A 23,649-nucleotide genomic window follows, 5' to 3' on the forward strand; every position below is an offset into this window, starting at 1 on the left:
GATGGGGATCCCCAGTACCGGCAGCAGTCTCGATGGGCCCCTGTTCAGCAGCGTCAGTGGGTTCAGGTAGGTGTCTCCCCTTCGTAAGCCCCAGTGGAGGCATGCCGTCGGGCAGTGGGGCGCAGGTCCGCTCACTGTGCCTACCACCTGGCCCGGCTTCACCTCGTCGCCCTTTTTCACCTCCGGCGTGATCGGCCCGTACGTCGTTCGGAGGGGTGGGGTGCCTGTGTTCGTGTGTTCGATGGAGAGGGCGCCTCTGCCTGCCACACGGCCCGCGAAGAACACTCGGCCTGCCGCCAGCGCCCGTACCGGTGTGCCCGCGCGGGCCGCCAGGTCGACCCCCCTGTGGCCTCTGCCGTAGGGCGTCGGTGGGGGTTCCCAGCCGCGTAGGACGGTGGGGTCGGGCACCGGCCAGATGGTGGTCGTCGTTGCCGTGAGGGACAGCGGGGCCTCGGCGCCCGTGCCCGGCAGCAGCACGGTCGCCAGTGCCAGTGCCAGTGCCAGTGCCAGTGCAGCCGTACTCGCCCATCGTTTCGCTCGCATGCCCACAGCCTCCCCGCACCCCGCTGATCATGGCGCGATCTGTGGACCACCACGCGGTTGTGGACATCGGCGTCACCCGGTGCCTTCTCGGTCCCGTACACTTCTTCTGGCGATCCGGGTCACCGGGTCGACTTCGCACGCCCCGACATCGGGTCGACAAAACGACCCCTGTCAGCGCTCCTCGGTCCTTCGTGGCACGGCGCATGTGGGCGTCAGGCGCGGGAGCCGTCCGGCATCCGCGGCACAACCGAGAAATTCAAGGAGATACGGCCATGGCCGTCGTCACGATGCGGGAGCTGCTGGAGAGCGGCGTCCACTTCGGTCACCAGACCCGTCGCTGGAACCCGAAGATGAAGCGCTTCATCTTCACCGAGCGCAACGGCATCTACATCATCGACCTGCTCCAGTCGCTGTCGTACATCGACCGCGCCTACGAGTTCGTCAAGGAGACCGTCGCCCACGGCGGCACGGTCATGTTCGTCGGCACGAAGAAGCAGGCGCAGGAGGCCATCGCCGAGCAGGCCACCCGCGTCGGCATGCCCTACGTCAACCAGCGCTGGCTGGGCGGCATGCTCACCAACTTCTCGACCGTCTACAAGCGTCTGCAGCGCCTCAAGGAGCTTGAGCAGATCGACTTCGAGGACGTCGCCGCTTCGGGTCTGACCAAGAAGGAGCTCCTGGTCCTCTCGCGTGAGAAGGCCAAGCTGGAGAAGACCCTCGGTGGTATCCGCGAGATGCAGAAGGTGCCCAGCGCCGTCTGGATCGTGGACACCAAGAAGGAGCACATCGCGGTCGGCGAGGCCCGGAAGCTCAACATCCCGGTCGTCGCCATCCTCGACACCAACTGTGACCCCGACGAGGTCGACTACAAGATCCCGGGCAACGACGACGCGATCCGCTCCGTCACCCTGCTCACCCGTGTGATCGCCGACGCCGTCGCCGAGGGCCTCATCGCCCGTTCCGGCGCGGCGACGGAGGGCAAGGGCGAGAAGGCCGCGGGCGAGCCGCTCGCCGAGTGGGAGCGCGACCTGCTTGAGGGCGAGAAGAAGGCCGAGGAGCCGGCCGCCGAGGCTGCTCCGGCCGCTGAGGCTGCTCCGGCCGCCGAGGCCGCTCCGGCCGAGGGCGAGAAGGCCGCCGAGGGCGAGCAGGCCTGACCCGTCAGCGTCAGAGTTGACGGCGGGAGCGGTGACATCAACTCCGCTCCCGCCGTTCACCCGTAGGTCAGCGGTCGGACAGCGACCTCCGTCCACATGGACGTCGTAACCCCGCAGATCTTCGATCTTCCAGACTTCGAGAAAGATTCACAGACTCATGGCGAACTACACCGCCGCCGACGTCAAGAAGCTCCGTGAGCTCACGGGCGCCGGCATGATGGACTGCAAGAAGGCGCTGGACGAGGCCGAGGGCAACGTCGACAAGGCCGTCGAGGCGCTCCGCATCAAGGGCCAGAAGGGCGTCGCCAAGCGCGAGGGCCGCTCCGCCGAGAACGGCGCCGTGGTCTCCGTCATCGCCGACGACAACACCTCCGGTGTCCTGGTCGAGCTGAAGTGCGAGACGGACTTCGTCGCCAAGGGCGAGAAGTTCCAGACCGCCGCCAACCAGATCGCGCAGCACGTCGCCGCCACCGCCCCGGCGGACATCGAGGCCCTGCTCGCCTCCGAGATCGAGGCCGGCAAGACCGTCCAGGCGTTCGTGGACGAGGCCAACGCCAACCTCGGCGAGAAGATCGTCCTCGACCGCTTCGCGCAGTTCGCCGATGGTTTCGTCTACGCCTACATGCACCGCACCATGCCCGACCTGCCGCCGCAGATCGGTGTCCTGGTCGAGCTGGACAAGGCCGACGCCGAGCTGGCCAAGGGCGTCGCCCAGCACATCGCAGCCTTCGCGCCGAAGTACCTCTCCAAGGAGGACGTGCCGGCCGAGGTCGTCGAGTCCGAGCGCCGTGTCGCCGAGGAGACCACCCGCGCCGAGGGCAAGCCCGAGGCCGCCCTGCCGAAGATCGTCGAGGGTCGCCTCAACGGCTTCTTCAAGGACGCCACGCTGCTCGGCCAGCCGTACGCGCTCGACAACAAGAAGTCCGTCCAGAAGGTCCTGGACGAGGCCGGTGTCACCCTGAAGCGCTTCACGCGCATCAAGGTCGGCATCTGAGTCCGTACCGCGATCGACGCGCGACCCCGATAGGGTCGACAGCAGTCGTCCGCGTACGCCGTCACCCCGGTGGCGGACGACAGCAGATCTGACGAGGAGGCCATTGCCGCGCATGGGAGCCAACACCCCACCGGCAGTGGCCTTCTTCGTATGTGCGACCCGTTGAAAGAAGTGAGAATCCGATGACCACCAAGGCCCAGAAGAGCGACGACGGCAAAGTACGCGGCCGGTATCTGCTGAAGCTGTCCGGAGAGGCCTTCTCCGGCGGTGGGGGCCTCGGCGTGGACCCGGACGTGGTGCACAAGATCGCCCGCGAGATCGCGGCCGTTGTGCGCGACGGAGCACAGATCGCGGTCGTCATCGGCGGCGGCAACTTCTTCCGCGGCGCCGAACTCCAGCAGCGCGGCATGGACCGCGCCCGCTCCGACTACATGGGCATGCTCGGCACCGTGATGAACTGCCTCGCCCTCCAGGACTTCCTGGAGAAGGAGGGCATCGACAGCCGGGTGCAGACCGCCATCACCATGGGCCAGGTCGCCGAGCCGTACATCCCGCTGCGCGCCGTGCGCCACCTGGAGAAGGGCCGCGTGGTCATCTTCGGCGCCGGTATGGGCATGCCGTACTTCTCCACCGACACGACCGCCGCCCAGCGCGCCCTGGAGATCGACGCCGAGGCGCTGCTGATGGGCAAGAACGGCGTGGACGGGGTCTACGACTCCGATCCGAAGGCCAACCCGGACGCGGTCAAGTTCGACGCCCTCGGCTACGGCGAGGTCATCACCCGGGACCTCAAGGTCGCCGACGCCACCGCGATCACGCTGTGCCGCGACAACAAGCTTCCGATCCTGGTGTTCGAGCTGCTGGCGGAGGGCAATATCGCCCGCGCCGTCAAGGGTGAGAAGATCGGCACGCTTGTGGGTGACCAGGACAGTCGGCACTGACGGGCAACACCTAACGACCCTGACCGGGGGATGGACAATGTTCTGCCGGTCGGGAACCGTGCAGGAAGAAGACGCGACGCAGCCGGCCGCCGCCCCCCGCAAGGAACCGCAGCCGGGCCTACTCAAGACACGCAGGAGCAAGTGGTGATCGAAGAGACCCTCCTCGAAGCCGAGGAGAAGATGGAGAAGGCCGTCGTGGTCGCCAAGGAGGACTTCGCCGCGATCCGCACCGGCCGTGCGCACCCGGCGATGTTCAACAAGATCGTGGCCGACTACTACGGCGCGCCGACGCCGATCAACCAGCTGGCTTCGTTCTCCGTGCCGGAGCCGCGCATGGCGGTCGTGACCCCGTTCGACAAGAGCGCGCTGCGCAACATCGAGCAGGCGATCCGCGACTCCGATCTGGGCGTCAACCCGAGCAACGACGGCAACATCATCCGAGTGGTGTTCCCCGAGCTCACCGAGGAGCGCCGCCGCGACTACATCAAGGTCGCCAAGGGCAAGGCCGAGGACGCGCGAGTGTCCATCCGCTCCGTGCGCCGCAAGGCCAAGGACGCGATCGACAAGCTGATCAAGGACGGCGAGGTCGGCGAGGACGAGGGCCGCCGTGCGGAGAAGGAGCTCGACGACTCCACCCACAAGTACGTGGCGCAGGTGGACGAGCTCCTCAAGCACAAGGAAGCGGAGCTCCTCGAAGTCTGATGAACGACTCTTCCTGGGGGGCGCCGCCACAAGCCGGGTACTGGGGGCCGTCCGACCACGGACCTGTCCAGGGGGCTGCCCCGGCGGGTCCCGCGTACGATGCGCCTGAGGCGCAGCAGACTCGCCCCATGCCCATCGTGCCCGACGGACCCGCTGTGCCTCGGTACGGCGACGACCAGGATGACGATCGGGGGGCCGCTCGGCTGAGTGGCCCCTTGTTCCGCGACGAGACGCCGCGGGCGCAGACCCACGGGAACGCGCCGCAGAATCCGGAGCCCATGCACGACGCCCCGCAGCCGGCGCCCCGACCGCAGAAGAAGAGCGCCGGGCGCGATCTGGGTGCGGCGATAGGTGTCGGCATCGGGCTCGGCGCGGTGATCGTCGTCTCGCTGTTCGTCGTCAAGGCCGTGTTCGTCGGCGTGGTGGCGGTCGCGGTGGTGGTGGGCCTGTGGGAGCTCACCAAGCGTCTTGAGGAACGCAAGGGCATCCGGGCGCCGCTCGTCCCGCTCGCGCTCGGCGGTGCGGCCATGGTCGTCGCGGGTTACGTCCGTGGCGCCGAGGGTGCCTGGGTGGCGATGGCGCTGACCGCGCTGGCCGTCCTGGTGTGGCGGATGACGGAACCACCGGAGGGCTACCTCAAGGACGTCACCGCGGGCGTCTTCGCCGCGTTCTACGTCCCGTTCCTGGCGACGTTCGTCGCGATGATGCTCACCGCCGACGACGGCCCGGCCCGGGTGCTGACCTTCCTGCTGCTGACGGTGGTAAGCGACACCGGGGCGTACGCGATCGGCTGGCGCTTCGGCAAGCACAAGCTCGCTCCGCGCATCAGCCCCGGCAAGACCCGCGAGGGGCTGCTGGGGGCGGTTTCGTTCGCCATGGTCGCGGGCGCGCTGTGCATGCAGTTCCTGATCGACGACGGCGCCTGGTGGCAGGGCCTCCTGCTCGGCCTCGCGGTCGCGGCGAGCGCCACGCTGGGCGACCTCGGCGAGTCGATGATCAAGCGGGACCTGGGCATCAAGGACATGGGCACGCTGCTGCCGGGCCACGGCGGCATCATGGACCGTCTGGACTCGCTGCTGCCGACGGCTCCGGTCGTCTGGCTGCTGCTCGTGCTGTTCGTTGGATCCGGCTGAGCGTCTTGCGGAACCGCAGGAATCCGCAGGAGCCCCCGCCAAGACGGGGGCTCTGCTGTTCCCGGGAGCGATCCGGTGGGACGATTTGGGTGTACGCCCGCAAAAGGGGGTCCACCATGTCAGCCATCCGAGAATCCATCGACGTCGACTGCACGCCCGAAGAAGTCTTCGCGTACATCACCACCCCCTCCCACCTGCCCGAATGGCAGCTGAGCGCCGTCAAGGCGGAGCCGCTGGAGGAGGGGCCGGTCCACCCCGGCTCGCAAGTCAAGGTCACCCGCCGCATCGGCAACCGTGAGATCCCGATGACTGTGGAGTTCGACGACCTCGACCCACCGCGCAGCTGGGATCTGCACGGAGTCGAAGGGCCGGTCCGTCCCCGTACCCACGGCTCGATCGAACCGCTCGACGACGGCCGGCGCTCCCGCGTGACCATAGAGATCGACTTCGAAGGACACGGCCTGGGCAAGGTCCTGGTGCCCCTGGTCGTCCGCCCCCAGGTCCGCAAGGAGCTCCCGAGGGACGAGGCACTCCTCAAGCAACGGCTGGAGGGAACCACCGCGTAGCCGGGCGGCGGCCCCGGCCCAGCGCCCGGCCCCAGAAATCCGGCGGCCCTGGCCACACCAATCGATCTGCGACACTGGTACGGCCATGCCTAAGCCCGGAGAACTCACATTCGTCGCCCCGCGCGGAGCCAAGAAGCCGCCGCGGCACCTTGCCGATCTTTCGCCCGCCGAGCGCAAGGACGCCGTCGCGGCGATCGGGGAGAAGCCGTTTCGTGCCAAGCAGCTCTCGCAGCACTACTTCGCGCGGTACACCCACGACCCCGAGCAGTGGACCGACATCCCCGCCTCCTCGCGCGGCAAGCTGCGCGAGGAGCTGTTCCCCGAGCTGATGACCGTCGTACGGCATCTGTCGACCGACCAGGGAACCACCCGCAAGACGCTGTGGCGGCTGTTCGACGGCACGCTCGTCGAGTCCGTACTGATGCGGTACCCGGACCGGGTGACCATGTGCATCAGCTCGCAGGCGGGCTGCGGCATGAACTGTCCGTTCTGCGCGACCGGGCAGGCCGGGCTCGACCGGAATCTGTCCACCGCCGAGATCGTCCATCAGATCGTCGACGGGATGCGGGCGCTGCGGGACGGTGATGTGCCTGGGGGTACCGCCCAGGCTTCAGGCTCTGGGGGAGGTCCGGCCCGGCTGTCCAACATCGTCTTCATGGGCATGGGCGAGCCGCTCGCCAACTACAACCGGGTCGTGGGCGCCATCCGGCGGCTCACCGACCCGGAGCCGGACGGGCTCGGGCTGTCGCAGCGCGGCATCACCGTCTCCACCGTCGGTCTCGTCCCGGCCATCCACCGGTTCTCCGAAGAGGGCTTCAAGTGCCGGCTCGCGATCTCGCTGCACGCCCCCGATGACGAGCTGCGTGACACCCTCGTGCCCGTCAACACGCGATGGAAGGTGCGCGAGGTCCTCGACGCCGGGTTCGAGTACTCCGCGAAGTCCGGGCGCCGGCTGTCCATCGAGTACGCGCTCATCCGGGACATCAACGACCAGGCCTGGCGCGGCGACCGGCTCGGGCGGCTGCTCAAGGGCAAGCCCGTGCATGTGAACCTGATTCCGCTGAACCCGACCCCGGGCTCCAAGTGGACCGCCTCCCGGCCCGAGGACGAGAAGGCGTTCGTCGAGGCCATCGCCGCTCACGGGGTGCCGGTGACCGTCCGGGACACCCGTGGTCAGGAGATCGACGGGGCGTGTGGTCAGCTCGCGGCCACCGAGCGGTAGTCTGATCGTCGTACGTACATCTTCATAGTCCACACATCTTCATATTCCGACAGGGGAGCGCCACAGCGCTGAGAGTGCGGCACAGGCCGCAGACCCTCTGAACCTCGCCCAGGTCATTCTGGGTAGGGAGATCGGTCGTCACTCAAGCTGTTGCGCCCTGCCCGGAACCTCGTGGTCCGGGGCAGGGCCGCGTCTCTTCCTGGTCCACTCCAGGAGGAATTCAGTGAGCATCACCAAGAAGGCCACGGTCATGGTCGTCGGCTTCGGTCTCGTCACGCTGCCAGTGCTCTCCGCGTGCGGTTCGTCCGACGACGGCGAGTCCTCCGGCGGCTCCAAGACCGTCACCCTCGTCAGCCACAACTCGTGGGCCGTGTCCAAGGACGTCCTCGCGGACTTCGAGAAGAGCTCCGGCTACAAGGTCAAGGTCCTGGAGGACGGCGACGCCGGGCAGGCCGTCAACAAGGCCATCCTCACCAAGGACAACCCACAGGGCGACGTCTTCTTCGGCGTCGACAACACCCTGCTGTCCCGGGCGCTGGACAACGGGCTGTTCCAGTCGTACGAGGCGAAGGGCCTCGACCAGATCGACGCGACCTTCCAGCTCGACCGGGACGAGCACAGGGTCACGCCGGTCGACTACGGCGACATCTGCGTCAACTACGACAAGAAGTACTTCGAGGACCACAAGCTGACACCGCCGTCCTCGCTCGACGACCTGATCAAGCCCGAGTACAAGAACCTCCTCGTCACCGAGAACGCGTCCACCTCCTCGCCCGGCCTCGGCTTCCTGCTCGGCACCGCCGCGCAGTACGGCGACGACGGCTGGCAGGACTACTGGAAGAAGCTCAAGGCCAACGGCGTGAAGGTCGTCGACGGCTGGGAGCAGGCCTACAACGAGGAGTTCTCCGGCTCCGCCGGCGGCAAGGCCGCGAAGGCCGACCGGCCGCTCGTCGTCTCGTACGCCTCCTCGCCGCCCGCCGAGGTGATCTACGGCGACCCGAAGCCGACGACCGCTCCCACCGGGGTCGCGGAGGGCACCTGCTTCCGGCAGATCGAGTTCGCGGGCCTGCTGAGCAACGCCGAGAACAGCGAGGGCGGCAAGGCGCTGATCGATTTCCTGGTCAGCAAGAAGTTCCAGGAGGACATGCCGCTGAACATGTTCGTCTACCCGGTGGTCGAGGAGGCGAGCGTGCCCGCGGAGTTCACGAAGTACGGGCCCGCGGCCAAGGACCCCGAGACCATGGACCCGGCCAAGATCGCCGACCACCGCGATGAGTGGGTCAAGTCGTGGACCTCGCTCGTACTGAAGTAGCCGGCCGGAAGGGGGGCGCGGCGCGGCTGGGGCTCATGGTCCTGCCCGTCGCGTTCTTCGGCGTCTTCTTCGCCTACCCCGTCGCCGCGATCGTCTCGCGCGGTCTGCATGTCGACGGGGCCTGGCACCTCGGCCGGATCTGGGACGTGCTGATCCAGCCGGACATCCGGCACGTCCTGTGGTTCACCACCTGGCAGGCCCTCGCGTCCACGGCCCTCACGCTGCTGGTCGCCCTGCCCGGCGCGTATGTCTTCGCCCGCTTCGAGTTCCCGGGCAAGCAGATCCTGCGGGCGGTGGTGACGGTGCCGTTCGTGCTGCCGACGGTCGTCGTCGGTACGGCCTTCCTGGCGCTCGTCGGACGCGGCGGACTGCTCGACGAGTGGTGGGGCGTACGGCTGGACACGACCGTGTGGGCGATCCTGCTGGCGCATGTCTTCTTCAACTACGCGGTCGTCGTGCGCACCGTCGGCGGGCTCTGGGCGCAGCTCGACCCGCGGCAGGAGGAGGCGGCCCGGATGCTCGGGGCGTCGCGCTTCACGGCCTGGCGGCAGATCACGCTGCCGGCGCTCGGTCCGGCGGTGGCCGCCGCCACCCTGATGGTCTTCCTGTTCACCTTCACCTCCTTCGGTGTCGTGCAGATCCTCGGCGGCCCGACCTTCTCCACCCTCGAAGTGGAGATCTACCGCCAGACCTCCGAGATCTTCGACCTGTCCACGGCCGCGGTCCTCACCATCGTCCAGTTCGCGGCCGTCTGCGGAATCCTCGCCCTGCACGCCTGGACCGTACGGCGCCGGGAGACCGCCCTGCGCCTGGTGGACGCCTCGCTGACCGCGCGCCGGCCGCGCGGGGCCGGGCAGTGGGCGCTGCTGGCCGGGGTCCTCGCCGGCATCGCCGTACTGCTTCTGCTGCCGCTCGCCGTGCTGGTGCAGCGGTCCCTCGACGCCCCCGGGTTCGCCTACTACCGGGCGCTGACCTCGGCCGACGGCGGAGCCTTTCTGGTCCCGCCGATCGACGCGATCGGCAACTCGCTGTCCTACGCCGTCGTCGCCACCGCCATCGCCGTGCTGATCGGAGGCCTCGCCGCCGCCGCGCTGACCCGACGGGACGCGGGCCGGTTCGTACGGGGATTCGACGCGCTGCTGATGCTGCCGCTCGGGGTGTCCGCGGTGACCGTCGGGTTCGGGTTCCTGATCGCCCTGGACGAGCCGCCGCTGGATCTTCGGGCGAGCTGGATCCTGGTGCCGCTGGCGCAGGCGCTGGTCGGGGTGCCGTTCGTCGTACGGACCATGCTGCCGGTGCTGCGCGCCGTCGATCACCGGTTGCGGGAGGCGGCGGCCGTGCTGGGGGCCTCGCCCTGGCGGGTGTGGCGGGAGGTCGATCTGCCCATGGTGCGGCGGGCCTTGCTGATCGCGGCCGGGTTCGCCTTCGCGGTGTCGCTGGGGGAGTTCGGGGCGACCGTGTTCATCGCGCGGCCGGACAATCCGACGCTGCCGGTCGCGGTGGCCAAGCTGCTCGGGCGGGCCGGGCAGCTCAACTACGGCCAGGCGATGGCCCTTTCGACGATTCTGATGGTGGTGTGCGCGGTGGCGTTGCTGGTGCTTGAGCGGCTGCGGACCGATCGGACGGGGGAGTTCTGATGCTGCTGAGCCTGGAGAACGCGACCGTGCGGTTCGGCGGGCGGGCCGTGCTCGACGCCGTGGATCTGGCGGTGGCCGAGCACGAGGTGGTGTGCGTCCTCGGGCCCAGCGGCAGCGGTAAGTCGACGCTGCTGAGGGCGGTCGCCGGGCTTCAGCCCCTGGACGCCGGGCGGGTGTCGCTCGACGGGCGCGACCAGACCGGTGTCCCCGCGCACCGGCGTGGCGTGGGCCTGATGTTCCAGGACCACCAGCTCTTCCCACAGCGGGACGTGGGCGGGAACGTCGCCTTCGGGCTGCGGATGCACGGGACCTCGAAGCGGCAACAGGCCGACCGGGTCCAGGAGTTGCTCGACCTCGTCGGGCTGCCGGGCGCCGCCCGCCGGGCTGTCGCCGCGCTCTCCGGCGGGGAGCAGCAGCGCGTGGCGTTGGCCAGAGCGCTGGCGCCCAGCCCGCGGCTGCTGATGCTCGACGAACCGCTCGGCCAGCTCGACCGCTCGCTGCGGGAGCGGCTGGTCGTCGAACTGCGGGAGCTGTTCAGCGAGTTGGGAACGACCGTGCTCGCGGTGACGCACGACCAGGGCGAGGCCTTCGCCCTCGCCGACCGGGTCGTGGTGATGCGGGACGGCCGGATCGCCCAGTCCGGCACGCCGCTTGAGGTGTGGCAGCGGCCGGCGGACGAGTTCGTGGCCCGCTTCCTCGGCTTCGACAACGTGGTCCAGGCGACGGTCGCCGGGCAGGCCGCCGACACGCCCTGGGGCAAGCTGCCGGTGCCCGACGACACCGCCGAGGGCACCCGCACGCTCCTCGTCCGGCCCGCCGGGGTCCGCCTGGTCGCGGCCGACCAGGGCCTGCGCTGCACGGTGGCCGCCCGCACCTTCAAGGGCACCCATGTCGCCGTACACCTGCAACCCGAGGACGCGCCCCGGCTGGAGGCGGCGTGTGCGCTCAGGGCGGCGCCGGAGGTCGGGGACGAGATCGGGGTGGAGTTCGAGGCGGCCGACATCGTGGTGCTGGGCGCTCCGCTGAGAGTGCCGCGATAGGCCGTCGCTCGACCGCGGCGCCGTCGTGGCTTGTCGCGCCCCGCGGCGGAGACGCAAATAGATGCAGCCCCGCGCCTCTTGAGGGCGCTGCCGAACCGGAGTGGACTTCGTCGGTCTGCTTGCGCTGGAGCGCACCGGGGCCGAGCGGAACCTCGACTGTCTGGTTGGAGCGGGCCACCTTCGGGTGAACCCCGGGTGATGGCCCGCTCCGGGGGTCAGCGCGAGCTGCGCTTGCGCAGGCCGAAGAAGACGGCGCCGCCGCCGATCGCGACCAGCGCGACCGCGATGCCCGCGATCAGCGGGGTGTTGGAGTCGGCACCGGTCTCGGCGAGGTTGGACTCACCGGCCGGGGACGGGGCGTTGCTGGTGGTGTCCGCCGGAGCGCTGCTCTCGGCCTCGGAGGGCGACGGGACCGGGGACTCCTCGGCCGGGGTGGAGGCGTCGTCCGACGGCGTCGGGGTCGGCGTGGGGCTGTCCGACGGGGCCGGGGTGCCCTCCTTCTTGCAGGCCGTGGACGGAGTGGTCAGGTTCGGCTCGATGTCCTCGTCGACATAACCGGCGGCCTTGACGTGGACGCGATACTCCGCGTCCGGCTTCCACTTCTCCTCGAAGGTGATGGTGACGCCGTCGCGCGAGCCCTCGACCACCTGCTCGCCGACCTTCTTCAGGTCGGCGCCGTTGTTCTGGAGGTAGACGGTGACGGTGGCCGGGACACCGGTCGGGTCCACGTCGGTGACGGTGATGACACCGTTGTCACCGTCACACTTCGCTTCGGCGGAGAAATCCTTGATGTCGCACGCGAACGCGTTGCCGCCGGCACCGAGCACGAGAGCGGCCGAGGCGGAGGCGATACCGAGCACGCGCACGGAACGAGCGATGGTACGGCGAGATATGGGCAAAGCTGACAGGACTGCCACGTTTGTCCTTCACATGGTGTGCAAATGCGGGGGGTTGAGGGAGCGGAGACGCACCCGCATCACCACTCCCAAGAGGCTCACAGGTTTATAAGCGCTGCGTAAGCAGTGTCAACGCATATGCGGGACAAGGACCTTGGCTTTGCCCTCTTATTAACCGCCGAGACGTTTCAACGCCTCCGGAGCCTCCTCGATCCGGTCGACCAGGGCGATACGGGACTCCATCGACCGCTCTCGCGCGAGCGATTGGAGCAGCGGCCATGTCGGCAGCTTCTCCGTCCAGTGCGCACGGTTCACCAGCACCATAGGCGTGGGCTCGCCCCGTGACTCGTAGTAGTTCGGCGTCGCGTTGTCGAAGATCTCCTGTACGGTCCCGGCGGCGCCCGGCAGGAAGACCACACCCGCGTTGGAGCGGGCCAGCAGGCCGTCCTCGCGGGTGGCGTTGGCGAAGTACTTGGCGATGTGCGCGGCGAAGGCGTTCGGCGGCTCATGGCCGTAGAACCAGGTAGGGATGCCGATCGAGCCACCGCCCTTGGGCCAGCGGGCGCGCACCTCGAAGGCCGCGGCCGCCCAGCCGGTGATCGACGGTGTGAACGTCGGTTCCTTGGCGAGGAGTTCGAGCGCCTCGGTGAGCATCGTGTCGTCGTAGGGGGCGGCGTACGCGCCGAGGTTAGCCGCCTCCATCGCGCCCGGCCCACCGCCGGTGGCGACCGTGAAGCCCTCGCGGGCCAGCTCCCGGCCGAGGCGGGCGGCACCCGTGTAGGCCTCCGTGCCGCGGGCCATCGCATGGCCGCCCATGACGCCCACGACCCTTGTGCCGCGCAGGAGTTCGTCGAGGGCGTCCGAGACGGCGTCGTCGTGGACGGAGCGCAGCATCGACGCGAATATGTCGCCGTCCGCCTTGGTCCGCTGGAACCAGGCGTAGGAGAGGGCGTCGGGCGTCTGTTCGTACCCCTTGTCGAGTCCGGCGAAGAGTTCGTCCGGCGAGTAGAGCAGGCCCCGGTAGGGTTCGAAGGGTAGTTCCGGGACCGGCGGGAAGACCATGGCGCCGTCCGCGCGGATCTTCGCGGCGGCGTTCTCCCGCATCGGGCAGCCGAGGAATATGGCGCCCGCCGTGTCCGTGCCGAGCAGTTCGCGCGTACGGTCCGTCAGATCGACGGCCTGTATCCGGAATCCGGCGAGCGTGCCGCGGGCCGAGACGGTGGCGTCGAACTCCTGGAGCGTCTCGATCTCACGGTCGTTGTGGTGGGCCGCATGGGCGGGCATCGTCTGCACGCGCCCATGCTAGACACGGCGGCTGTTCAGCCCTCGATCGCGGCGGGGTCCATCCATACGATCTCCCAGCTGTGGCCGTCGAGGTCGTCGAAGCCGCGGCCGTACATGAAGTCCATGTCCTGGACCTTGTCCGAGGCGGTGCCGCCGGCGGCGACGGCCTTCTCGACCAGCTCGTCGACCTTCTCGCGGCTCTCGGCGCTCAGACAGATCGCCACCTCGCTGGTCTTCGTGGCGTCCGCGATCTCCTTGTCGGTGAAGGTCGAGTAGAAGGGCTTGGTGAGGAGCATCGCCACGATGGTCTCGCTGATCACGACACTCGCCGCGTTCTCGTCGCTGAACTGGGGGTTGATCGAGTAGCCCAGCTCCGTGAAGAACTTCTTCGAGGCGTCGAGATCGGCGACGGGCAGGTTCACGAAGATCATCTGCTGGTACATCTGAGGTCTCTCCCATCGGGGTCGGTCTGTTCGGATGGGTAGACCGGGGGGCCGAGCGGAACTCATCGGGGGGCGATGATTTTTTTCGTACGAATTTTTTGGCGCCGGTTTTGCGGCTTTTCAGCGGGCCAGGGGGAGCGCCGCGAGCTCGGCGACGATCAGTGTGAGCGGGCCGAAGACGGCCAGCAGTGCGCCTGCGCGGAGGGCTGCCGCGCTGCGGAGCATCGTGGGTGGGGCGCCCAGGCGGAGCAGGGCGGCCGTGGTGTCGGCTCGGGCCTGTCGTGCCTCTACGGCCGCGGTGAGGAGGGTGGCCACCGCGCAGCCGGTGACGACCGTCGCGCCGAGGGTGGTGAGCGGGCCCAGGGTGCGGCCGTCCGCGGTGGGGTCGTGGAGTACGGCCATGGCGTACGCGGCGGAGGCCACGGCGCAGACGATGCCGAGGGGGCGGCCGATTCTGGTGGCCTCTTCCATGAGGATTCGTCCGGCGAGGAGGCGTAGGGCGCCGGGGCGCAGGGACTGGAGGAGGCGGCCGCAGAGATGGGTGAGGCCTGGGCCGGCCAGTGCCAGGCCGACCGCGGTGAGGGCCCAGCCGATGAGGACTGCGGTGGGGCCTGTGGGGAGGCCGGTGGGCATGGTCGTGGTGTTGGTGGTGGCGGTGCTGGCGTAGGCCTCTACTGCCAGTCCCCCGGCGAGGATGGCTGTGCCCCAGGGGAGGCCGGAGGGGGTGCTGGTCGGTGTGTCTGCGGGGGCCCCTGCGGGCGGGTGGGTTTCGCTCGCCCGCGCATGCGGGGCGCCGCTCTTCTCCGGGTCGGGGGACGCCCCAGCGTCACGACTGCCCGCAGGCTCTGCACGTCGTAGGCGCGCGCCGAATCTTCCGTACGCTCCGAACGTCTCCCGTTCCCCCGTCGTGCCGTACGCGCCGAAGCGGCCGAAGCGTCTGGGGCCCTCCGCCGTGGATGGCCTTGCCTCCCTTGGGCGCAGTGTCACCGCCACCGCCAGTGACGCCGCCGTCGGGACCAGCGACAGCAGTGTCAGTGCCGCCGGTAGCGGCAAGGGCTCCGACGCCGCCAAGAACTCCGCCGCCGCTCCGTCGAACGGCATTCCCGTCAGGTCTCCTCGTAGGTGGAGGAAGAAGAGCAGGGCCAGCATGGAGCCGAGGAGGGTCGACAGAAGCGTGGTGGTCGCCGATACCGCCATCAGGCGGGCCGGGCTCAGGCCGATTGCCGCGAGGCCGGGGCGGGGGCGGGTGCCGGGGTCTGTTCTGGCCACCGCCACCGCGAAGTGGACCGTCGCTGCCAGTGGCGCCGCGCACCACGTCAGGCGTAGGAACGATGCGCCGGGGGAGCCGGGGTGGGTCATCGCGTGGCCCAGGGTGCACAGCAGGAGGAAGCCCGTGCCCGCCGAGGCCGTGGCCACCAGCAGGCGGCGCAGTTGTACGGCGGGGTGGGCTCGGCGGGTCAGGCGGAGAGCGAGCACGCGGCCCGCCCTTCCGAGTCGGCCATCGGGGGCAGATGCACCGTGTTCACACGGCGCCCGTCCAGCAGGGACACCGTGCGGTCGGCCAGGGCCGCGGTCTCCGTGTCGTGGGTGGCGAGGACGACCGTGATGCCGTGCGAGCGGGCCGCCGTCGTGAGCGTCCGCAGGACATGCGCGCGGTCGGCCCGGTGCAGCGGGGCCGTCGGTTCGTCGGCGAAGAGGACCGTGGGCGCCGGGGCCAGCGCGCGGGCGATGCAGACGCGCTGCCGCTGCGCCTGGGTCAGTTCCCGGGGGCGCTTGCGGGCGCCGTCGCCGATGTCGAGGCGCTCCAGCCACTCCAGCGCGGCCGTCTTGGCGCGCCGGCGGCTCGTGCCGCGCAGCATCAGGGGCAGGGCGGCGTTCTCCCAGACGTTGAGCTCGGGGACCAGCACCGGCTCGGGGTCGATCCAGCCGAAGCGGTCGCGGCGCAGCCGTTCACGGCCGATGGGGCCCATGGTGTGCATCGGCACGCTGTTGAACCAGACCTCGCCGTGCCGCGTCGCGGCCAGCCCCGCCAGGCAACTGAGCAGAGTCGTTTTGCCGCTGCCGCGCGGGCCGCACACCGCGAGGATCTCGCCCTCGCGCACGCCGAGGGATACGCCGCTCAGCGCGGGTGAGCCGTCCTGGTGTGTGAAGTGCAGGGACCGTGCCCAGAGCACGTCGTTGTCCGGCGGAGCCTCCATGGGCGTACACCTCGTTCTGGTCCGTTGTGCCTTGCAGTCCCCCGTGCGGGGGAACGAGAGCAGGGCCGATCGGTTACCAGGCACGCTAAGGATCCGGGGCAGCGACGCCGGACAGCACGCGGCCCGGGTGCACCCTTCTCACTCGCATGGGTGTACCCGGGCCGTGGAACCTCCGGAGGCTACAGCTTCGTCCACGCCTCCGTGAGCGTCGCGCGCAGGATCTGCTCGATCTCGTCGAACGTGTCCTGGTCGGAGATCAGCGGCGGGGCGAGCTGGACGACCGGGTCACCGCGGTCGTCGGCACGGCAGTACAGGCCGTTGTCGAAGAGGGCCTTGGAGAGGAAGCCGTACAGGACGCGCTCGGTCTCCTCCGCGTTGAAGGACTCCCTGGTCGCCTTGTCCTTCACGAGCTCGATGCCGTAGAAGTAGCCGTTGCCGCGGACGTCGCCGACGATCGGCAGGTCGTGCAGCTTCTCCAGCGTGGCGCGGAAGTTGGCCTCGTTGTCGAGGACGTGCTGGTTGAGGCCCTCGCGCTCGAAGAGGTCGAGGTTGGCGAGGCCGACGGCCGCGGAGACCGGGTGGCCGCCGAAGGTGTAGCCGTGCAGGAAGGTGTTGTCGCCCTTGTAGAACGGCTCGGCCAGCCGGTCGGAGATGATGCAGGCGCCGATCGGGGAGTAGCCCGAGGTCATGCCCTTGGCGCAGGTGATCATGTCCGGGACGTAGCCGAACTTGTCGCAGGCGAACATCGTGCCGAGTCGGCCGAAGGCGCAGATGACCTCGTCCGAGACCAGCAGGACGTCGTACTTGTCGCAGATCTCGCGGACCCGCTGGAAGTAGCCGGGCGGGGGCGGGAAGCAGCCGCCCGCGTTCTGCACGGGCTCCAGGAAGACGGCCGCGACCGTGTCCGGGCCCTCGAAGAGGATCTGCTGCTCGATCTGGTCGGCGGCCCAGCGGCCGAAGGCCTCCGGGTCGTCGCCGAAGATCGGGGCGCGGTAGATGTTGGTGTTCGGGACCTTGTGCGCGCCCGGGACCAGCGGCTCGAAGGGGGCCTTCAGGCCCGGCAGGCCGGTGATGGACAGGGCGCCCTGCGGGGTGCCGTGGTAGGCGACCGCGCGGGAGATGACCTTGTACTTGGTGGGCTTGCCGGTGAGCTTGAAGTACTGCTTCGCCAGCTTCCAGGCGGTCTCGACCGCCTCGCCGCCGCCGGTGGTGAAGAAGACCTTGTTCAGATCGCCGGGCGCGTGGTGCGCGAGGCGCTCGGCGAGCTCGACGGCCTTGGGGTGGGCATAGGACCAGACCGGGAAGAAGGCCAGCTCCTGCGCCTGCTTGGAGGCGGTCTCGGCGAGCTCGGTGCGGCCGTGGCCGGCCTGGACCACGAACAGGCCCGCGAGTCCGTCGAGGTAGCGCTTGCCCTTGTCGTCGTAGATGTAGGTGCCCTCGCCCCGGACGATGGTGGGGACGGGGGAGTTCTCGTACGAGGACATGCGGGTGAAGTGCATCCACAGGTGGTCGTACGCGGTCTGGCTGAGGTCCTTGGTGCTCACGGTTATCGGGTCCTCACGGCTATCGGGTTCCCCACATGTAGGTCTGCTTCTTGAGCTTCAGATAGACAAAGCTCTCGGTGGAGCGCACTCCGGGGATGGCACGGATGCGGCGGTTGATGACTTCCAGCAGGTGGTCGTCGTCCTCGCAGACGATCTCCACCATCAGGTCGAAGGAGCCCGCGGTCATCACGACGTACTCGCACTCGGACATCTCGGTCAGCGCGTCGGCCACGGACTCCACGTCGCCCTCGACATGGATGCCGACCATCGCCTGGCGCCGGAAGCCCACGGTGAGCGGGTCCGTGACGGCGACGATCTGCATCACGCCCTGGTCGAGCAGCTTCTGGACGCGCTGGCGCACGGCCGCTTCGGAGAGACCCACGGCCTTGCCTATGGCGGCGTACGGCCGGCGGCCGTCCTCCTGGAGCTGTTCGATGATGGCGAGGGAGACGGCGTCCAGGTGCGGCGTGCTGCCGTTCCTGGATTCGCGGGGGGACTCACGGGAGTCCCTGGGGTCTGCGCTTCGACTGGCCACGACCTCACTGTGCACGAGGTCTCGACAGTTCCGCAAGGCCGTATCGATGAAATTCGTTGTTTACGTCGCCGAGACTTGCGGATTTCGCAGATATGGCGGCGGTGGGGCTGTTGAAAACGTCGGGTCGCCGACTAGGGTAGGTGTCTCAGTGATTGGACAGTTCGACCCTGACACAGGAGGCCGGCAGTGAGCACCGAGCTGCGTCGTCTGCGTAACTACATCGATGGTGAGTTCCGGGACGCCCTCGACGGACGGACCACCGAGGTGGTCAACCCCGCGACGGGCGAGGCGTACGCGACCGCGCCGCTGTCCGGGCAGGCGGATGTCGATGCCGCCATGGAGGCCGCCGCCCGCGCCTTCCCCGCCTGGCGCGACACCACCCCGGCCGAGCGCCAGAAGGCGCTCCTGAAGATCGCGGACGCGTTCGAGGAGCGCGCCGAGGAGCTCATCGCGGCCGAGGTGGAGAACACCGGCAAGCCGATCGGACTGACCCGGTCCGAGGAGATCCCGCCGATGGTGGACCAGATCCGGTTCTTCGCGGGTGCGGCCCGCATGCTGGAGGGCCGCTCGGCCGGTGAGTACATGGAGGGGATGACCTCCATCGTCCGCCGTGAGCCGGTCGGCGTCTGCGCGCAGGTCGCGCCGTGGAACTACCCGATGATGATGGCCGTATGGAAGTTCGCGCCGGCCATCGCGGCGGGCAACACCGTCGTGCTGAAGCCGTCGGACACCACCCCGGCCTCCACCGTCCTGATCGCCGACATCATCGGCTCGATCCTGCCCAAGGGCGTCTTCAACGTCATCACCGGCGACCGTGACACCGGCCGGCTGATGGTCGAGCACCCGACGCCGGCGATGGCCTCCATCACGGGCTCGGTCCGCGCCGGCATGTCGGTCGCCGAATCGGCGTCGAAGGACCTCAAGCGGGTCCACCTGGAGCTGGGCGGCAAGGCGCCGGTCGTCGTCTTCGAGGACACCGACATCGCGAAGGCCGTCGAGGACATCTCCGTGGCGGGCTTCTTCAACGCCGGGCAGGACTGTACGGCCGCCACGCGCGTGCTCGTACAGGCCTCCATCCACGACGAGTTCGTGGCGGCGCTCGCGAAGGCCGCGGCCGACACGAAGACGGGGCAGCCGGACGACGAGGACGTGCTCTTCGGCCCGCTCAACAACCCGAACCAGCTCAAGCAGGTCTCCGGCTTCATCGAGCGGCTGCCCGCGCACGCCAAGGTGGAGGCGGGCGGTCAGCGGGTCGGTGACAAGGGCTACTTCTACGCGCCGACCGTCGTGTCCGGGCTCAAGCAGGACGACGAGATCATCCAGAACGAGGTCTTCGGTCCGGTCATCACCGTCCAGTCCTTCTCGGACGAGGCCCAGGCCGTCGAGTGGGCCAACGGCGTGGACTACGCCCTCGCGTCCTCGGTGTGGACGAAGGACCACGCGCGTGCGATGCGGATGTCGAAGTCCCTGGACTTCGGCTGCGTCTGGATCAACACGCACATCCCGCTGGTCGCGGAGATGCCGCACGGCGGCTTCAAGAAGTCCGGGTACGGCAAGGACCTGTCGGGGTACGGGTTCGACGACTACACGCGGATCAAGCACGTCATGACGTCGCTGGACGGCTGACGGTCGCTCCGGGGCCGCGGGTGTCCGACACCACGTCATTGACAAGGTGTCGGACACCCGCGGTTTCGTTTGACGTGGCGGCCATCGTCCGGCTCCCGAGCCGGGTGATCGCGCCGGGGCCGATCCGTCCGCCTCGGACGCGGCCGTCAGCGGTTGAACGCCGGGAAGGCGAAGCGCTGGACGATCGACAGGCCGTCGCCCTTGGCGTCGGTCGAGTTGACGGAGTACACCAGCGTCCGGGACAGGTCCCGGGTGGCCGCGACCACCGTATGATAGCCGGGGCGGGAGCCCGTCTTGCCCCAGATCTCCTTGCCGTTCAGCTCGAAGCGCTCCAGGCCCATGCCCATCGACGCCTTCGGCACGTCCGGCACCGTGAACATCTCCCGCAACTGCGGCTCCGGCACCACACGGCCACGGAACACGGCCACCAGCAGCCGCTCCAGGTCCGCCGTCGTCGAGATCATGTCGCCGGCCGCGAAACGGTCGACCATGTTCCATTCGGTGACATCCACCAACTCGCCGTCGATCCAGTCGTATCCACGGTTGTGCGGGCCGTGGATACGCGGGTCGGCGCCCTTGGGGAAGGATGTGTGCCGCATGCCGAGCGGCTTGAGGATCCGCACCTGCGCCTGGTGGGCGTACGTGTCACCGGTGACCTTCTCGATCAGCAGCCCGAGCACGGTGTAGTGGATGTTGCCGTAGCGCTGCTGTTCGCCGGATTCGTACTCGGGGTTCGGGCCCTTGGCGACCGACGCGGCGACGACCTCGGTGGGGGTGAGGGTCTCGAAGCGGTGCTCGTAGCCCTCCTCGACGCTGTCGCCGAGCGAGGCGCCCGGCTGGAGGTTGCTGGTGAAGTTCAGCAACTGCCGTACGGTGATGGGCCCGAAGTCGTCCGTCAGCAGGCCCGGGAGGTACTGCTGCACCGTGCCGTCGAGGGAGATCCGGGCCTCGGCGACGAGTTGCAGCACGATCGACGCCGTCACGATCTTCGTCGTCGAGCCCGCCCGGAAGACAGAGTTCGCCAGTGCCGGAGCGCCGGGCCTCAGGTCGCGCACCCCGGCGACACCGTGCCAGCTCCCCTTGCCGCCGACGCGGACCTGCGCGGCGGTCGCGGTCTCGTCCGGCAGCCCGGCCAGCGCCGCGCGCAGGGCCTCGACGTCCGGTCCTGTCGTCTCGCTCGCGGCGGAGGCCGGGGTGGGCGCGGCGAACGCGGGCACGGCCAGTGGGACGGCGGTCAGCGCGAGGGCCACGGAGGCGGTCAGGGCGTAGGTGCGGATGCGTCGCATCGGGTGCTCCAGGGATCCGGCTATGTGTCGGTGATCATCCTGCGAGCGCGGGGCCCGCACCGGATCGTCGGTGAGGAGGGCAGCCGCCCCTGGGGTGGCCCCTAGTAACTCACTTACCATTTCAGGGTGTTGTGGGGGATCGCACCTACGGGCCGCAAAAAGTGTTATCCAGGTCGGCCTCCCCTCGTCTCCTCACCCGTGATCTCCCTCATGGCCGGTCCCTGACACAGCGCGTACGAAGGGGCGACGACATCGGAGAGGACGTACGTGGACGAGGCAGCCGGCAGGCAGTGGCGCTCCACCATCGCGGCCGCGCAGGCGGGGGACCGGCGCGCGCTGGACGAGCTGGTGGCGGGGTGGCTCCCGCTCGTCTACAACGTCGTCGGGCGTGCGCTGAACGGGCACGCCGATGTCGACGACGTCGTCCAGGAGACCATGCTGCGGGCCGTCGACAACCTCGGTTCGCTGCGCGATCCGGACAGCTTCCGGTCCTGGCTCGTCGCCATCGCCATGCGGCAGATACGGGACCGGGCGCGCCGCAGGCAGCCCGCGCCGCTCGACGACTCGGCGGCCCAGCAGGACTTCGCCGAACTCACCGTGCTGCGCCTCGGACTTGAGGGCCAGCGGCGCGAGGTCGCCGAGGCCGTGCCGTGGCTCGACGACGAGGACCGGCAACTGCTGTCGCTGTGGTGGCTGGAGGTCGCGGGCGAGCTGAGCCGGCGCGAGCTGGCGGCCGCGGCCGGGATCAGCCGACAGCACGCGGCGGTGCGTGTGCAGCGGGTGAAGGAGCGTCTTGAGACCGCGCGCGGGATCGTGCGTGCCCTCGACGGCGCCTGTCCCGACCTGCGCGAACTCACCTCCCGCTGGAACGGCCGCCCCGACTCGGTCTGGCGCAAGCGGCTGGCTCGGCACATCAGGGGCTGCGGCTACTGCGGCGACGCCCGCGAGACCGTCGTACCGGCCGAACGGCTCCTGGTCGGCCTCGCCCTCGTCCCGCTCCCGGTCGGCTTCACGCTCTCGCTGGCCTTCGGCGGCAAGACGGCCGCCGCGGCGGCCTCCGTCGGCTGGTCGGCCAAGGTGCTGGGCGCGCTGACCCAGCCCGTCGTCGCCGTCACGGCCGGGGCGACCATCGTCGCGGGCGGCGCCTACGTCGTCACCCAGCCGTCCGACACCTCGCCCCCGCGCGCCACCGCACCCACGACGCCCGCCACCACCCGCTCCCCGTCGCCGACGCTTTCGGCGACCCCTTCTCCCTCCCCGTCGGTCACCCAGCGCAAGGTCCAGCTCTACGGCACGGTCGTCGACGCCGTCGACCAGGCACCGGGCCCGAACGCGGACCCCGGCACCCTGCCCCGCCGCCCCGAGACCGGGCTCAACAGCACCTTGGGCGCGAAGGCCGTCATGCAGCACCGGGGCGAGAGCGTCACGCTCAGCGGGCGGGGCTATGTCCTGGTGCGCTGGCAGATCGCCCCGCACGACCGGCCCGGCGGGCTGACCATGCCGACCTGGACCGGTCTGAAGGGGAGGCTGTTCCACGTCGCGTCCGGCGGCGGCCGTCGTATGGACGACGTCGTCGGGGACGGCTCCGACCGCGGCTACGTCACCGGCATGGGCGGCCCGGACATCGGCTACACGGTGCTGCCCGACGGCACTCAACAGATGTGGCAGAACGAGTACTTCTACGTCGACGGCACCGTCACCCTGAACCAGAACGAGCGCGGCGCCTCCTACGGCCTGACCGTCATGCCGGTGGACTGGGCCGCAGTGGACAAGGACATCCACTACGGCCCCGACCAGGGCGCCATCCGCTACGGCCTGGTCCGTGACACCGGCGATGACACCGCGCCCGTGCCGCAGTACGTCACGCGCGCGGCGCCCGCCGATCCGGCGACGGTGGCGCAGCGTTCGCGCGTGTGAGCGCGCGGAGCGCGTCGATGCGGTTCGTGGTGATCGAGTCGACGCCCAGGCCGATCAGGCGGCGCATCGAGCGGCGGGTGTCGGGGGTCCACACCGACAGCAGATGCCCGCCCCGGTGGACGCGCTCGGCGAGGGCCCGGTCGACCAGGCCGAAACGGTAGTTGAGCCAGCGCGGCCGCACCGCCTCCAGCAACGCGGGCCGCGGCGGCGCCAAGGTCGTCCAGGTCAGCGCGATCTCGGCGCCCGGGTCGGCGGCGCGAACGGCGAGCATGGCGGGTGCACCGGCGCAGTAGTACACGCGGTCGGAGGCGCCCGACTCCCGTACGACGTCCACGATCCGGCGCGCGGTGCGCAGGTCCGGTGCGCCGGGCAGATCGAGCATCACCCGGTGCCCGTCGGTCGCGTCCAGCGCCTCGGCCAGCGTCGGCACTCCGCCGACCGTGAGCCCGAGCAGCTCGTCCGCCGACAGCGAGAGCAACGGGCGGTCCTGCTCCCACAGCCGCTTCAGCGACTCGTCGTGCAGCAGGACCGGCACGCCGTCCCGGGTCAGCCGTACGTCGATCTCCACGGCGTCGGCGCCCCTGACGATCGCCGAGCGCAGGGAGTCGAGCGTGTTCTCGCGGAACAGGTAGGGGTCGCCTCGGTGGGCGACCGCGGTGACTTGGGTGTTCATCGG

General features: G+C 69.6%; 22 protein-coding genes. 12 read left to right on the forward strand and 10 right to left on the reverse strand.

Translation table 11 applies throughout. The features are described 5' to 3' along the window. On the reverse strand, positions 1-543 hold a 543-nt coding region (locus H4N64_RS33200), incomplete at its 3' end, for a M23 family metallopeptidase (RefSeq protein WP_186286233.1). 272 nt (positions 544-815) lie between these two features. On the opposite strand from H4N64_RS33200, the gene rpsB reads away from it, so the two are divergent. The 10 genes from rpsB to H4N64_RS33250 all read left to right on the forward strand — a co-directional run bounded on the left by rpsB (position 816) and on the right by H4N64_RS33250 (position 11,244). Beyond that, complete coding sequence (rpsB, locus tag H4N64_RS33205) at positions 816-1,697, forward strand: 30S ribosomal protein S2 (protein WP_186286234.1); 882 nt, start codon at positions 816-818, stop codon at positions 1,695-1,697. Positions 1,698-1,854: 157 nt separating this feature from the next. Next, positions 1,855-2,691 carry a translation elongation factor Ts gene (gene tsf / locus H4N64_RS33210; protein WP_186286235.1) on the forward strand — a complete coding sequence of 279 codons (837 nt, stop codon included), beginning with the start codon at positions 1,855-1,857 and terminating at the stop codon, positions 2,689-2,691. 182 nt (positions 2,692-2,873) lie between these two features. Then, positions 2,874-3,632, forward strand: coding sequence for a UMP kinase (pyrH, locus tag H4N64_RS33215; protein WP_186286236.1), 759 nt, complete (start codon positions 2,874-2,876; stop codon positions 3,630-3,632). 144 nt (positions 3,633-3,776) lie between these two features. Beyond that, entirely contained in the window at positions 3,777-4,334 is a 558-nt protein-coding gene (frr, locus tag H4N64_RS33220) for a ribosome recycling factor (protein ID WP_186286237.1), read from the forward strand. Beyond that, positions 4,334-5,467 (forward strand): phosphatidate cytidylyltransferase, encoded by a 1,134-nt coding sequence (locus H4N64_RS33225; RefSeq protein WP_186286238.1) that lies wholly within the window; start codon positions 4,334-4,336, stop codon positions 5,465-5,467. The genes frr and H4N64_RS33225 overlap by 1 nt, the downstream gene beginning before the upstream one ends. Before the next feature lie 116 nt (positions 5,468-5,583). Further along, positions 5,584-6,033 carry an SRPBCC family protein gene (locus tag H4N64_RS33230; protein WP_186286239.1) on the forward strand — a complete coding sequence of 150 codons (450 nt, stop codon included), beginning with the start codon at positions 5,584-5,586 and terminating at the stop codon, positions 6,031-6,033. 85 nt (positions 6,034-6,118) lie between these two features. Beyond that, positions 6,119-7,255, forward strand: a complete 1,137-nt coding sequence (gene rlmN, locus H4N64_RS33235) for a dual-specificity RNA methyltransferase RlmN (RefSeq protein ID WP_186286240.1) — start codon at positions 6,119-6,121, stop codon at positions 7,253-7,255. 223 nt (positions 7,256-7,478) lie between these two features. Then, on the forward strand, positions 7,479-8,567 hold the full coding sequence (locus H4N64_RS33240) for a thiamine ABC transporter substrate-binding protein (RefSeq protein WP_186286241.1): 1,089 nt from the start codon (positions 7,479-7,481) through the stop codon (positions 8,565-8,567). Positions 8,568-8,602: 35 nt separating this feature from the next. Continuing rightward, entirely contained in the window at positions 8,603-10,204 is a 1,602-nt protein-coding gene (locus tag H4N64_RS33245; protein ID WP_222109699.1) for an ABC transporter permease, read from the forward strand. Beyond that, positions 10,204-11,244 carry an ABC transporter ATP-binding protein gene (locus H4N64_RS33250; RefSeq protein WP_186286243.1) on the forward strand — a complete coding sequence of 347 codons (1,041 nt, stop codon included), beginning with the start codon at positions 10,204-10,206 and terminating at the stop codon, positions 11,242-11,244. The genes H4N64_RS33245 and H4N64_RS33250 overlap by 1 nt, the downstream gene beginning before the upstream one ends. A gap of 215 nt (positions 11,245-11,459) precedes the next feature. Here H4N64_RS33250 and H4N64_RS33255 read toward each other — a convergent pair whose 3' ends face one another. The 7 genes from H4N64_RS33255 to H4N64_RS33285 all read right to left on the reverse strand — a co-directional run bounded on the left by H4N64_RS33255 (position 11,460) and on the right by H4N64_RS33285 (position 18,159). Beyond that, positions 11,460-12,110, reverse strand: a complete 651-nt coding sequence (locus tag H4N64_RS33255; protein ID WP_336246871.1) for an LAETG motif-containing sortase-dependent surface protein — start codon at positions 12,108-12,110, stop codon at positions 11,460-11,462. 201 nt (positions 12,111-12,311) lie between these two features. Next, entirely contained in the window at positions 12,312-13,433 is a 1,122-nt protein-coding gene (locus tag H4N64_RS33260) for an SLOG cluster 4 domain-containing protein (protein ID WP_186286244.1), read from the reverse strand. 26 nt (positions 13,434-13,459) lie between these two features. Further along, on the reverse strand, positions 13,460-13,867 hold the full coding sequence (locus H4N64_RS33265) for a VOC family protein (protein WP_186286245.1): 408 nt from the start codon (positions 13,865-13,867) through the stop codon (positions 13,460-13,462). A gap of 120 nt (positions 13,868-13,987) precedes the next feature. Continuing rightward, positions 13,988-15,343 (reverse strand): hypothetical protein, encoded by a 1,356-nt coding sequence (locus H4N64_RS33270; RefSeq protein ID WP_186286246.1) that lies wholly within the window; start codon positions 15,341-15,343, stop codon positions 13,988-13,990. After that, positions 15,325-16,065, reverse strand: a complete 741-nt coding sequence (locus H4N64_RS33275) for an ABC transporter ATP-binding protein (protein ID WP_186286247.1) — start codon at positions 16,063-16,065, stop codon at positions 15,325-15,327. The genes H4N64_RS33270 and H4N64_RS33275 overlap by 19 nt, the downstream gene beginning before the upstream one ends. Before the next feature lie 179 nt (positions 16,066-16,244). After that, complete coding sequence (locus H4N64_RS33280) at positions 16,245-17,609, reverse strand: aspartate aminotransferase family protein (RefSeq protein WP_186286248.1); 1,365 nt, start codon at positions 17,607-17,609, stop codon at positions 16,245-16,247. Positions 17,610-17,628: 19 nt separating this feature from the next. Next, positions 17,629-18,159 (reverse strand): Lrp/AsnC ligand binding domain-containing protein, encoded by a 531-nt coding sequence (locus tag H4N64_RS33285; protein ID WP_186286249.1) that lies wholly within the window; start codon positions 18,157-18,159, stop codon positions 17,629-17,631. A 171-nt stretch (positions 18,160-18,330) separates the two neighbouring features. Here H4N64_RS33285 and H4N64_RS33290 point away from each other — a divergent pair, with 171 nt between their 5' ends. Further along, positions 18,331-19,770 carry an aminobutyraldehyde dehydrogenase gene (locus tag H4N64_RS33290; protein ID WP_186286250.1) on the forward strand — a complete coding sequence of 480 codons (1,440 nt, stop codon included), beginning with the start codon at positions 18,331-18,333 and terminating at the stop codon, positions 19,768-19,770. A gap of 146 nt (positions 19,771-19,916) precedes the next feature. Here H4N64_RS33290 and H4N64_RS33295 read toward each other — a convergent pair whose 3' ends face one another. After that, entirely contained in the window at positions 19,917-21,056 is a 1,140-nt protein-coding gene (locus H4N64_RS33295; RefSeq protein ID WP_186286251.1) for a serine hydrolase domain-containing protein, read from the reverse strand. Positions 21,057-21,323: 267 nt separating this feature from the next. On the opposite strand from H4N64_RS33295, the gene H4N64_RS33300 reads away from it, so the two are divergent. Continuing rightward, positions 21,324-22,973 (forward strand): sigma-70 family RNA polymerase sigma factor, encoded by a 1,650-nt coding sequence (locus tag H4N64_RS33300; RefSeq protein ID WP_186286252.1) that lies wholly within the window; start codon positions 21,324-21,326, stop codon positions 22,971-22,973. Here the strand turns inward: H4N64_RS33300 and H4N64_RS33305 are convergent. After that, positions 22,918-23,646: a glycerophosphodiester phosphodiesterase gene (locus tag H4N64_RS33305; RefSeq protein WP_186286253.1), complete on the reverse strand. Its 729-nt coding sequence runs from the start codon at positions 23,644-23,646 to the stop codon at positions 22,918-22,920. The genes H4N64_RS33300 and H4N64_RS33305 overlap by 56 nt on opposite strands. Between the last annotated feature and the right edge of the window lie 3 nt (positions 23,647-23,649).

It is taken from the genome of Streptomyces cupreus (genome assembly GCF_014257025.1).
GTDB classification, from domain to species: Bacteria; Actinomycetota; Actinomycetes; order Streptomycetales; family Streptomycetaceae; genus Streptomyces; species Streptomyces cupreus.

Bases quoted from the DNA above. Each gene is read 5' to 3' on its own strand.
- rpsB (WP_186286234.1), top strand. From the start codon at position 816: ATGGCCGTCGTCACGATGCGGGAGCTGCTGGAGAGCGGCGTCCACTTC.
- H4N64_RS33225 (WP_186286238.1), top strand. From the start codon at position 4,334: ATGAACGACTCTTCCTGGGGGGCGCCGCCACAAGCCGGGTACTGGGGG.
- H4N64_RS33250 (WP_186286243.1), top strand. From the start codon at position 10,204: ATGCTGCTGAGCCTGGAGAACGCGACCGTGCGGTTCGGCGGGCGGGCC.
- tsf (WP_186286235.1), top strand. From the start codon at position 1,855: ATGGCGAACTACACCGCCGCCGACGTCAAGAAGCTCCGTGAGCTCACG.
- H4N64_RS33295 (WP_186286251.1), bottom strand. From the start codon at position 21,056: ATGCGACGCATCCGCACCTACGCCCTGACCGCCTCCGTGGCCCTCGCG.
- pyrH (WP_186286236.1), top strand. From the start codon at position 2,874: ATGACCACCAAGGCCCAGAAGAGCGACGACGGCAAAGTACGCGGCCGG.
- H4N64_RS33230 (WP_186286239.1), top strand. From the start codon at position 5,584: ATGTCAGCCATCCGAGAATCCATCGACGTCGACTGCACGCCCGAAGAA.
- H4N64_RS33265 (WP_186286245.1), bottom strand. From the start codon at position 13,867: ATGTACCAGCAGATGATCTTCGTGAACCTGCCCGTCGCCGATCTCGAC.
- H4N64_RS33245 (WP_222109699.1), top strand. From the start codon at position 8,603: ATGGTCCTGCCCGTCGCGTTCTTCGGCGTCTTCTTCGCCTACCCCGTC.
- rlmN (WP_186286240.1), top strand. From the start codon at position 6,119: ATGCCTAAGCCCGGAGAACTCACATTCGTCGCCCCGCGCGGAGCCAAG.
- H4N64_RS33275 (WP_186286247.1), bottom strand. From the start codon at position 16,065: ATGGAGGCTCCGCCGGACAACGACGTGCTCTGGGCACGGTCCCTGCAC.
- H4N64_RS33305 (WP_186286253.1), bottom strand. From the start codon at position 23,646: ATGAACACCCAAGTCACCGCGGTCGCCCACCGAGGCGACCCCTACCTG.